At 35.8% G+C, this 10,396-nt stretch carries 7 protein-coding genes; 4 read left to right on the forward strand and 3 right to left on the reverse strand.

The genetic code is table 11. The features are described 5' to 3' along the window. Nucleotides 1–258 precede the first annotated feature (258 nt). Nucleotides 259–1,953 carry a beta-carotene ketolase CrtO gene (crtO, locus tag QNJ50_RS14305; protein WP_300636284.1) on the forward strand — a complete coding sequence of 565 codons (1,695 nt, stop codon included), beginning with the start codon at nucleotides 259–261 and terminating at the stop codon, nucleotides 1,951–1,953. Nucleotides 1,954–3,052: 1,099 nt separating this feature from the next. Then, nucleotides 3,053–4,054 carry an aspartate carbamoyltransferase catalytic subunit gene (locus tag QNJ50_RS14310; protein ID WP_300636272.1) on the forward strand — a complete coding sequence of 334 codons (1,002 nt, stop codon included), beginning with the start codon at nucleotides 3,053–3,055 and terminating at the stop codon, nucleotides 4,052–4,054. A gap of 265 nt (nucleotides 4,055–4,319) precedes the next feature. Here QNJ50_RS14310 and rppA read toward each other — a convergent pair whose 3' ends face one another. Then, the gene (rppA, locus tag QNJ50_RS14315) at nucleotides 4,320–5,021 is read right to left on the reverse strand and encodes a two-component system response regulator RppA (RefSeq protein WP_300636274.1); all 702 of its coding nucleotides are present in this window, start codon (nucleotides 5,019–5,021) and stop codon (nucleotides 4,320–4,322) included. Nucleotides 5,022–5,205: 184 nt separating this feature from the next. On the opposite strand from rppA, the gene hisG reads away from it, so the two are divergent. After that, complete coding sequence (gene hisG, locus QNJ50_RS14320; protein WP_300636276.1) at nucleotides 5,206–5,850, forward strand: ATP phosphoribosyltransferase; 645 nt, start codon at nucleotides 5,206–5,208, stop codon at nucleotides 5,848–5,850. Nucleotides 5,851–6,774: 924 nt separating this feature from the next. Beyond that, nucleotides 6,775–7,836, forward strand: coding sequence for a molecular chaperone DnaJ (locus QNJ50_RS14325; RefSeq protein WP_300636278.1), 1,062 nt, complete (start codon nucleotides 6,775–6,777; stop codon nucleotides 7,834–7,836). Nucleotides 7,837–8,094: 258 nt separating this feature from the next. On the opposite strand, the gene QNJ50_RS14330 is transcribed toward QNJ50_RS14325, so the two are convergent. Both QNJ50_RS14330 and glyQ read right to left on the reverse strand, forming a co-directional pair. Further along, nucleotides 8,095–8,583, reverse strand: coding sequence for a DUF4079 domain-containing protein (locus tag QNJ50_RS14330; RefSeq protein ID WP_300636280.1), 489 nt, complete (start codon nucleotides 8,581–8,583; stop codon nucleotides 8,095–8,097). 176 nt (nucleotides 8,584–8,759) lie between these two features. Continuing rightward, on the reverse strand, nucleotides 8,760–9,650 hold the full coding sequence (glyQ, locus tag QNJ50_RS14335; RefSeq protein ID WP_300636282.1) for a glycine--tRNA ligase subunit alpha: 891 nt from the start codon (nucleotides 9,648–9,650) through the stop codon (nucleotides 8,760–8,762). Nucleotides 9,651–10,396: the final 746 nt, after the last annotated feature.

Consider the following 10,396-nt stretch of genomic DNA (forward strand, 5'->3'; position numbering starts at 1 on the left):
AACCCTGTTAACAAGTTTAATTTACCCCTTTTCCTCATTACAGGGCACTTTTCCTGGATGTTTTGTGTCAAAGATGTATATTTCTTGAGATAAATCAAAATTTTAATGACTAAGTGTAAAGAGAGGAAAGCGTACTTTACAGCAGTTATTCTTATCGTTAAAAATTTAACTGCTCCTGAGTACTGATTTGTCAATAGATAATGTACATTGATTATCTGAATCCTCACACTTTTAGGAAAAACCCTGAAGATGCCAATTATGCAACAATATGATGTTGTAATTATCGGAGCCGGACACAATGGACTAGTTTGTGCTGCCTATCTCTTAAAAGCTGGTTATAGTGTATTGTTATTAGAAAAACGTTCTGTTCCCGGTGGTGCAGCAACAACAGAAGAATGTTTACCCAAAGAAGCTCCAGGGTTTAAATTTAATTTGTGCGCCATAGATCACGAATTTATTCATCTCGCTCCAGTTGTTCAAGAATTAGAATTAGAAAAATATGGTTTGAGATATCTTGAGTGCGATCCAGTAGTTTTTTGTCCCCATCCAGATGGGAAATATTTTTTAGGTTATAAATCGGTTGAAAAAACTTGCGCGCACATTGCCACTTATAATAATCGCGACGCACAAAAATATGCCGAATACACAGATTATTGGTTGCGGGTAATCAATGCAATGGCTCCCATGTTTAATGCTCCGCCAAAATCTATCGTTGATATTGCTGGGAATTTTGATTTTACAAACCTGAAAGATTTATTTTCTGTAATTGGTTCTCCTGCGAAGGGTATGGACTTTGTACGAAATATGCTAACTAGTGCCGAAGATATCCTTAATGAATGGTTTGACTCGGAATTTCTGAAAGCACCTTTAGCAAGACTCGCATCAGAAATGGGTGTACCACCTTCTCAAAAAAATCTTGGTATTGGGGCGATGATGATGGCTATGCGCCATAATCCAGGGATGGCTAGACCTCTTGGTGGTACCGGCGCATTGGTAAAAGCTTTGGTTAACTTAGTTAAAGATTATGGTGGTGTTATTCTTACCGACCGACAAGTAGAAAAAGTTTTGATTGAAAATAACCAAGCTGTAGGAGTAAGAGTTTCTGACGGTCAAGAGTATCGCGCTAAACGAGGAGTTATTTCTAATATTGATGCTCAAAGGTTATTCCTACAAACCATAGAGAAGAACCATATTGATGCTGTAGCTCCTAACCTGTATGAAAGACTAGAACGCCGTATTGTCAATAATAACGAAACTATTCTCAAAATAGATTTAGCTTTAGATAAGCCTCTAAATTTCGTACACCATTCACACCAAGACGACTATCTAATTGGTTCTATTTTAATTGCTGATTCGGTAGCCCATGTAGAACAAGCACATAGCAAATGCATGATGGGAGAAATTCCTGATTCTGACCCTTCTATGTACGTAGTTATGCCCAGTGCTCTCGACCCAACTTTAGCACCCAAAGGCAAGCATACCTTATGGATAGAATTCTTTGCTCCCTATCAAATTAAAGATGCAGCAGATAAAGGCTTAAAAGGTACTGGTTGGACCGATGAATTGAAGCACAAAGTTGCAGATCGGGTAATAGACAAGTTAACAGATTATTCTCCCAACTTGAAAGATTCAATTATTGCTCGTCGTGTAGAAAGTCCTGCTGAATTAGGTGAAAGACTAGGTGCATATAAGGGTAATTATTACCACATTGATATGACACTAGATCAAATGGTATTTTTTCGTCCACTTCCAGAAATAGCAAATTACAAAACTCCTATTGAAAAACTTTATCTTACAGGTGCCGGAACTCATCCAGGTGGTTCAATTTCTGGAATGCCAGGACGTAATTGTGCCCGAATATTTTTACAAAGTCAGCAACCAATGACTCAAGCACTTAGAAATGCAAGAGAAAGCATTTTATCTGCAGTAGGATCCGTATTGCGTATTAACTAAGTCAGACTGGGACGCGATAAATCGCGTCTCTAAATTCTGAGAATATGTGAGTAAGTAAATAACTCGATTGCTAGGAGCACTCACTCTTCTGGAATTGTCTATCATTTGCCACAAATACTCTATTGGCTAAACATTATAAGTTAATTATTAGCCCTAATTTTATTCGTACAATAATTTAATAGAATTTTACCCTACTGCATATAAAATAGTTTCATTTTATACTATTAATCTTTCCTTAACATACAATCTATTTTTTTATTAAAAAAACTTGTATACTTGTCCAAATACGGTTAGCATTTATGCTTTATATCTGAGTCAGCAACCGCCGACCAAATTCGGAGGCTTATACCTTTAGCTGACTACATTAAGGGTTAGGTTCCTGTGTTTAAACTAAGAACTAAAGTTTCTATCTCGGTATGCGTAGCAAATTTCACTGAGCTAGTGCCCTAAGTGCTATGCAGTTCGAGTTTTAGAAACAGAAAGTTAATTAAATGAGTTGAAAGGGATTAAGTCAGTACCTTTTGGATATGCCGAATTTAAATATTGTCAAAATGAACATCACCCCGTAAGCAATTGCCATAACTGGCAAAAACGCGAAATCTGGATAAGTAATAACCTGTTAGCTTATCGTCTTCAACTTGTGCAGTTTAGCCACCCCGTTCGGCTTTGCCGCATCTAAGGGTAAAGTGTGAGGTTTTAAATGTAATTTCTTATATCAAATTTCAAGCTCCAAATTCTTATGTTCTAATTCTAAAAATGTAAGATGTGCCCAATCTTCAATAATTACTCAAATTCACCAAATTCTAACTAAAACGCTTTCTCAAATAGGATTGCTTCTGTATATCTTCTGGTAATGGTAAATACCACAAATCACATCCACTTTGAAAACTTAACTTTTTACCTGAGGGAAAAATAAAGGTCTGGATGCAGCTAAGGCAAAGCTTAATTCTTCAAAATTATTTTGTTGCCATGTGGGTATTTTATCCAAATCCTTTGAGAGAAATAATAAAATATCAAACTCTAATTTCGTAATTAAATACAGTTGAGAAGAAGCAATTTTATATAAGCAACTTAACAACTGTAAGCAAATAAATACTTTATGCCTACTACAACCACAACTTGGACTCGCCATCATATTCTTTCGCTCGCAGATTTTACCCCTGATGAATATGATATGGTTTTGCAAAATGCTTCTCGTTTTCAAAAAGATGTGTTGTCGCGAGGAACCAAAAAAGTCGCAGTTTTGCAAGGACAAGTAGTAACTAACCTATTCTTTGAACCTTCCACTCGAACTCGTAGTAGTTTTGAACTTGCTGCAAAACGATTATCTGCAGATATCCTCAATTTTTCCACTGCGACTTCTTCCATAACAAAAGGAGAAACAATTTTGGATACAGCCAAAACCTATTTGGCTATGGGGACGAATATTATGGTTATTCGTCACCGTGAAGCAGGAGTACCACATGCGATCGCAGAAGAAATGGATCGCTTGAATGCTAGGGTTAGTGTTTTGAACGCAGGAGATGGTCAACACGAACATCCCTCTCAAGCCCTACTTGATCTCTTTACTATCTGCACCTTGCTCGATTCTGATAATCCACATTTAAGGTTATTAAAAGATAAAAAAATAGCGATCGTTGGTGATATTTTACATTCGCGGGTCGCACGTTCTAATATTTGGAGTTTAGTTACTAGCGGGGCTCAAGTACATTTAGCAGCTCCACCAACTTTACTACCTCAGCTATTTACGAGTTATCCCCAAGAAATATGCAGTAATTTATTTGTTCATTGGGAGTTAGAACCTGCTTTAAAGAATGCAGATTTCGTAATGACATTACGCATACAGAAAGAACGTATGAAGGAGCACTTGTTACCAAGTCTACGGGAATATTACCAACTGTTTGGAATAACTCGTTCCAAGCTACGAATGTGCAAACCAAACGTTAAAGTATTACATCCCGGTCCAGTCAACCGTGGGGTAGAAATTAGCTCCGACTTAATGGACGATCCCGAATTTAGTTTGATTTCCAATCAAGTTACCAGTGGTGTTGCAGTTAGAATGGCTCTACTATATCTCATTGGAACTACTAAATTTATGTAGTTTTCAAGTTTGATAAACTTTTGAGTTTGATAAACTTTTGAGTTTAATAAATTTTTCAATCAAGCATATCTAGGTAGAACTAAATATAGTTTTACCCAGATTGTTAGGGTATACATTCTTGCTTGTTCCCTATTCCCTATGAAGTAATATCAAGATGCCCTAGCTATTGTTTTTACAGCGTAATAAAAACAACTAACTAATAATTAAAAGATTCAATTTATTGAGATATTTATGTTTATTTAGAAGACATCATCAGTAAATATTTTTATGAATTTCCACTGGAAGTAATCACCCCAAAACGATAACCTTTCCCGTAAACGCTATGAATTAATTGAGTCTCACCCCTCACTTCAATTTTCCGTCTTAATAATCTAACCAAAGCTGCTATTACATTACTATTTGGCTTTTCTCCCACTTCCCATAAATGCTCCACAATTTGAGTATGGGTCAATAATTGTCCAGAATTTTCCATAAAGTATCTTAATAACTGACTTTCTTTGGTCGATAACTCAATTACTCTCCCTTGACGATAAGCAACTTGATTGTCAAAATCAAGTTCCAAGTCTGCAACAACGATTCTATTTATCAGAGTAGTATGTGTATCTGTAGTGTGACGACGCAATAAAGCTCTGACTCGCGCTAATAATTCCCTTAATTCAAAAGGTTTCACAAGATAGTCATCCGCACCAGAGTCTAAACCTTCAACGCGATCATCAAGGGTGTCTTTTGCTGTCAAAAATAAAACAGGTGTCGTGTGATTTGTTTGGCGTAATTCTTGACAGATTTTTAATCCAGTTTTCCCTGGTAACATCCAATCTAATATTAACAAGTCATAATGACCTGTTTGAACCAATTGACTACCAGTATTCCCATCATAAGCAGTATCAACATCATAACCCTCACGGGTTAACACGCGACTTAGAGGATCGGTTAGTTCAATTTCATCATCAACAACCAAAATTCGCATTTTTTTGGTGATAAATTCGGACCCCAATTGATGTTAGTTTGAATAATGTCCATTAGTATAGTGCTGTATCAAGTTTAGACCTAATTAGGTAGAGGATCTTAAGCTTTCAAGCAAAGATTCTAAACTAGATCGGAGTACTTAATATTTTCACAAGCTCTTTTCGTCTAAAATCCACAATTATTTTATGCTTACTGTTGCACTACCAAAAGGTGAACTCCTCAAATACAGCATTCGCTTGTTGCAATCTGTCGGGTTAGATTTTAGTGCTTTTCTTGATTCGGGAAATCGTCAATTACAAATTACAGATGCTAATGGAAAAGCTCAAGGTCTTTTAGTGCGAGCGCAAGACGTACCTGTTTACGTAGAATATGGTCAAGCACAGTTAGGTATAGTTGGGTATGATGTGTTGCAGGAGAAAAAACCACAAGTAGCTCAACTATTGGATTTACAGTTCGGTTATTGTCGGATGTCAGTAGCTGTCAAAGCATCTAGTACTTACCGTTCGCCCTTAGATTTGCCTGCTAATGGTAGAGTTGCTTCAAAATATGTTAACTGTGCGCGTGAATATTTCCAAAATTTGGATTTACCAATAGAAATAATTCCTCTTTACGGTTCTGTAGAATTGGGACCAATTACAGGAATGTCGGAAGCAATAGTCGATTTAGTATCTACAGGTAGAACCTTAAAAGAAAATGGTTTAATAGAAATTGCAACATTATACGAGAGTACCGCAAGATTAATTGCAAATCCTTTGGGTTATCGCTTAAACACAGGTAATCTTAACGAACTGATTAGTAAATTACGAGCAGCAATGATGGTATCTGTATAAATAGGGTATTGTAAGTGCACAATTTTTTCCTACAAGTAATATATCTAAAATTCGAGAATGAGAAAAATAAACTACTTGGTAGTGCAGAAATAATCTGGAGATAATTTTCATTTTAAATATCATCCATTACTTGTTCCAGCGCACTTCGGTGCGCTCTTTGCTTTTGAGGAATTCATTGGAAATTCGTTGGTTCACCTTAGTATTTAAATTTTCATAGGAATTACGCAAAATTAACGTAATTGCGTCATTACGTGTGACTAAAGTCACCTTACCGCTAACGGGACTTAGACATTTTTTTGGGTCAAAAAAGCCTCAAAGCTTCATATATCAATGGTTTAACGTCGAATTGGTTGTTTTCTTGATATATCTAGGTTATGGCTAACGCCACGCTCCGCTAAGAGCGATTTTTTAGGCTTTGACGTATATTACTTGCCCTGATTGCCTTTTGCCTTTGAGGCTTTTTCCTCCTTGTTTTTTGTCTAAGTCCCGCTAACAGCTTTGCTGCGTGCTAATGATAGCGACGTATATGTCTGTCCTGCGGACACGCTGTGCTAACGTTGCGTAAGTCCTGTTTCAAAACAAAAAACAATACTAACAGAAACCGACAAAAAAATACTATTTATATTTCACAGATATTTACATTATCGTATTTGAGTAGAAAATACTGTGAATTCAAACATTACGAATTTTATTCCGCATATTCATTCCTGTTGACGATAACTATAAAGGCAATAAGTTATTATGTTTTTGGTAATTTTCTAGATGTATTTGTTTCAAAAAGTAGTATCCTTAAATTATCAATTAGCAAAAATACAGTAAAAGTATGAGAATGTAAATTAATCTTCTATTACAGCATCTATCTTTTGATGTATTTATTGTTATTTACCTGCTCGCTTGTTTTACTTTACCTAAACTTGCTGTTCTATGTCTGGAAAAATCTTATCTTCTTCTCCTGACACTTTGACAACATCTCTTGCGCTTTCATCTCTACACGAACGCCAAGTTATTTTAGAAAAAGAAAATCAATGGCTCCTCAAACAAATTAAAAGAAAACGAACTGAATTAAACAATTATGTTGAACAAATGCGTTCTGTTGCAACAGAAATTTATCATAAATGTACTCCTAGCTTGAAAGAATTAGCCGCTATAGATCGAGAAATCCATACCCTATTCAGTGAAATTTTGAGTAAAAGGAAGCTTGGGAAACAGAGTAAAAAAAATATTCAACAGTTATACCTTAATCTCCAATTTTCGGGAATTATTAGTCCTAACAATAGCAATACTGAAGAGATTGGTTTAGAAGAAATATTTACTGAAGAATACGAGAACATAGGAGAAAATCAAGATTTCTTTACCTCGTCTTCAGATGTTAATAATGATGATGCCCAAGAAAAACAATACCAAGAGCTAGAATCTGCAAATAAAAGTCAAAGGGGAAGCAAAATTCGTCAAATATTTCTGAGATTAGCTGAAATATTTCACCCTGATAAAGTTAAAGAGGACGAAACACAGATGCGTCGTCACACGGAAATCATGAAAGAAATTAATAAGGCTTACCAAGAAGGCGATCTAGCTCGATTATTAGAGATTGAAAAGCAATATCAACAGCTAGAAACTATAGCAAATAGAAGTTCAGATGATTTAACTCGTCGATGTAATAATTTAGAGCAAGAAAATGAATTTCTCAAAAATCAATATGAGGATTTGAAACAAGAACTCAGAACAGTCAAAAATACTCCTGAAGGAGTAGTAGTTGCAGATTATCGAAAAGCAGTAAAAAAAGGAATTAATCCTGTTTCTCAAATGTTAGAAGAAGTTGAATCTGAAATTACGATAATTGCTTCTATACGTGATTTTGTTAAAGATTTCTCAAAAAATAAAATGACTATTAAAGATTTTCTCCAAGGTCCAGAAGTTATGCACCAAATTAGCAGAGGAATGATAGAAGAGATGATAGAGGAAATGTTTATAGAATTTGTTGTTTGATTCTTAACATAATATTTTAATTTGCATTCAAATAAATCTAAAACAATATAGTAATTTGATTTGCGTTTTATGTGGTGCATCATCTAATAACCATGAAAAAGCTTATCCCTAAATAACGCGTTCAGAAATTTAACAGGGATAAGCAAAAAAATTACACAAATAATTAAATCATTATTCAAGAAAGCTCGAGAGCAAAATATATTTTATTTTCTGACAGTTATTTGCAAAATGGTGTTTAGAGCTTACATATTTTAGACCTTACAAAGAAATACCTAAGTTGAAACCAAATATGGCGTGCAAGAACAAAACACCAAGTGCTGCGCTACCCAAATATGCATGAACTGTACGTAAAGATGATTTATTTCCCCCAAATTTAGTCAGAGAAATTATCGCATTGCTTCCTAAAAGTGTGATCGCAACACTACCAGTCCAAAAATGACGACTTTCCAAGATTGGTTGATTTTGCATGACTAAGGATAGTAAACCACCAGTTGAACCCATTAAAATAAATAAAAACATCCAAGGTGCTAGTTTGCGGTGAAGACTTTTACTTTCCACTGCAGCATCAGAATTATCAATTAATCTTCCTCTCCAACCAGAAATTCCTACTGAAGTACCCATTGCGAATACGACAATTCCCATCATCAAAGGATGTCCCCAATGTATTATTGGTTCTGGTATGCCAAAATTACGAAACCATGCGGCAATTGGTTCTAAAGTTGGTTTCAAATACTGAGCTAAATTCATATTTTCCTCTTGATAGTCCCAATAGACCGGCAGATAACAAAAGATAGTAGTAAAAAAGACGTAGCATTTACGTCTCCACAGATAATGAATAATAATGCATTGTGACTACCAAAAGTACAGCATCCAAGTTCAAAAACAAACCAAAATATTTTTTGCTTCCGTACTTCTGAAATATATTATGTACTAGATGAAGCAACAGCATTCTCTAGTAAAGGAAAACCTAGTTTTTCCCTCTGTTCTACATAAAGCTGAGCTATTTTCCTTGCTAAACCTCGAATTCGCCGAATATAACGAGTTCTTTCAGTTACTGAAATAACTCCTCTCGCATCAAGGAGATTGAAAGTATGGGAACACTTCATTACATAATCAAGGCTGGGTAAAACTAGTCCTTTATCTGCAAGTTGCTTTGCTTCTTGCTCATACATATTAAATAGCTTCAACAACATATCAGGATCTGAAGCTTCAAAATTATAAGTACATTGTTCAATTTCTCCTTGAAGATGCACATCTCCGTATGTAATATTATCTGTCCAACTAATTTTGGTCATTGCTTCAACCCCTTGGAGGTACATCGCCAGTCGCTCCAAACCGTAGGTCATCTCAATTGAAACTGGATTACAATCGATCCCCCCACATTGTTGAAAGTAAGTAAACTGGGTGACTTCCATCCCGTCTAACCAAACTTCCCAACCCGTACCCCATGCACCTACAGTTGCATCTTCCCAGTTATCTTCCACGAAACGAATATCATGATCTTCTGGTTTGATGCCTAAAGCCCTGAGAGAATCCAAGTAAATTTCCTGAATATTATTGGGTGAAGGTTTAATCAGTACTTGGTATTGGTAATAGTGTTGAAAGCGATTAGGATTTTCTCCATAACGCCCATCTGTTGGTCTGCGACAAGGTTCTACATAAGCTACAGCCCAAGGTTCAGGTCCCAAAGCCCTTAAAAAAGTGTGGGGGTTTTTTGTACCTGCTCCTTTCTCAATATCATAGGGTTGAGCAATTAAACACCCACGTGCGCCCCAAAAATCATGCAATGTTCCGATTATTGATTGAAAATTCACAGTTATTCTTCCTTATATATAAAGATAAGAGACCTTAAAGATACACCCGAGCAGATTCAAGAATTAAGATGCTTGATATTTTGGGTCAAATTAAATTTATCTTCTGCAAATTTACCTTACACAGTAGACATCTCAATATTTACTGTATATGTCTCCCATAAATTTCACAGGATATTCAAAAAACTGGGATAACGTTGTAGAAATTTCCGGCGCACTAAGAGTGAAGTATGGAATGCTCACTCTTAAAATTAGGACTTGCCCAAATAATATGCCCACATCCAAATAATATGTAACGCTACAGATCGAGAAATTAGACACCACGAAAATTAGAGCATCAAGCAATCAAGCTACTAGGTGAACCAAAATTAGAAATCATAGAACTGTACCAACAAGCTGCAATCGCACCGAGCGATCGTTTACTCGATTTAAGGTTAGCTTGTTGAAGAAGTGTCCATATATATAGACCTAATATCTAAACGCATTACCTGAGGAACTGAGAAAAAGCAGTACTCCAGGAGTTAAATCAAAAAAAGTAAAAATAATTTTGCGACTAAAAGTATTGCTGTGTAAGGTTTTGAGGAGATAGAGCCGAAAAAATTATCAAAAAAATTGAAAAAGGTGTTGACAGGTTCTGGGAGTATCGGTACTATAAACAAGTGCCTGAGAGAGGGGAGCGCGAGAGCGCAACACTCTGAAGGCTTCGAACCTTGAAAACTTTATAGTTTAGAAGCTAGTATACACCACAA

Source organism: Mastigocoleus sp. MO_188.B34, assembly GCF_030065675.1.
Taxonomy (GTDB): domain Bacteria; phylum Cyanobacteriota; class Cyanobacteriia; order Cyanobacteriales; family Nostocaceae; genus Mastigocoleus.